General features: G+C 64.9%; 1 protein-coding gene. It reads left to right on the top strand.

Features of this window, described 5'->3' with window-relative positions:
* Positions 1 to 68: 68 nt before the first annotated feature.
* On the top strand, positions 69 to 1,319 hold the full coding sequence (locus EOA29_RS36645) for a VWA domain-containing protein (RefSeq protein WP_126093634.1): 1,251 nt from the start codon (positions 69 to 71) through the stop codon (positions 1,317 to 1,319).
* The last annotated feature ends 29 nt before the right edge of the window (positions 1,320 to 1,348 follow it).

The following is a 1,348-nucleotide window of genomic DNA, read 5'->3' as shown; positions in this document are numbered from 1 at the left end:
GAACAGGGCGAAGGCCGGCGTATCCTCAATGAGGTGAAGGCCGAGCTTTCGGCCGCCGAGTAAGCGCGATGCCCTCGACGCATCCGGAACCCAGAGAAGCGACGGCGGAGGGGCGCATCGCCGACAACATCGTTTATTTCGCGCGGGCACTGCGCAAGGCCGGCATGCCCGTCGGACCGGCATCGGTCAAGGACGCCATCGAGGCGGTGCTCGCCGCCGGCATCGGCTCGCGCGACGATTTCTACTGGACCCTGCATGCGGTGCTGGTCTCGCGGCACGAGGATCATCCCGTCTTCGACGAAGCCTTCCGCCTGTTCTGGAAGTCGCGCGAACTGATCGAGAAGCTGCTTGCGATGTTTTCGCCAGTGGCACTGGACACCGCCGAAAAACAGAAGCCTCGCGCGGCCGAGAATCGCGTCAGCCAGGCGATGTTCGATGGCCACCAGAAGAACCGGCCGGTGAGGGAAGTGCCTGAGATCGAGGTCGATGCGCGCTTCACCTTCTCCGGCAACGAGGTGCTGCGCGGCAAGGACTTCGCCCAGATGGATGCAGCGGAGATGGCCGAAGCCAAAAAGGCGATCGCGGCCTTGCGGCTGCCCTTCGATCTGGCGCGCACCCGTCGCTTCAAGGCCGATGCACAGGGGCGCCGTATTGATCCCCGCGCCATGATGCGGTCCGCCGCGCGCACCGGCGGCGCGCTGATCCTGCCGAAATTCCGATCGCCGCGCGAAGTGCATCCGCCGCTGGTGGTGCTTGCCGACATTTCCGGCTCGATGAGCCAATATACGCGGATCTTCCTGCATTTCCTGCACGCGCTGACGGAGAAGCGCAGGCGCGTGCATGCCTTCGTCTTCGGCACGCGGCTGACGAACCTGACAAGGCAAATGCGCCATCGCGATCCAGATGAAGCGCTGGCCGAATGCTCGACAGCCGTGAAAGACTGGTCGGGCGGCACCCGGATCGGCAACACGCTCGCCGAATTCAACCGGCTGTGGTCGCGCCGCGTGCTGGGACAGGGCGCCGTGGTGCTGCTGATCACCGATGGGCTGGAGCGTGACGACGTCACCGGCCTGTCGGAGGAGATGGAGCGGTTGCACAAATCCTGCCGGCGGCTGATCTGGCTCAATCCGCTTTTGCGCTTCGACGGTTTCGAGGCTCGCGCCCGCGGCGTGAAGGCGATGCTGCCGTATGTCGACGAGTTCCGCGCGGTGCACAATCTCGACGCGCTGGCCGATCTTTGCGCTTCGCTCGACCGGCGGCCGGCGACTTCCGTCGACCCGCGCCGCTGGATCCAAACTGGCGACAGACGTGCCGCGTAGCCATATGTTTCTTGGGGATGTTCCTGTTT

It is taken from the genome of Mesorhizobium sp. M1E.F.Ca.ET.063.01.1.1 (assembly GCF_003998155.1).
GTDB lineage: Bacteria > Pseudomonadota > Alphaproteobacteria > Rhizobiales > Rhizobiaceae > Mesorhizobium.
This window is presented reverse-complemented; position numbering and strand designations above follow the sequence as displayed.

Excerpts from the sequence above, each read along its gene's own strand:
- EOA29_RS36645 (WP_126093634.1), top strand. The coding sequence starts at position 69 with ATGCCCTCGACGCATCCGGAACCCAGAGAAGCGACGGCGGAGGGGCGC.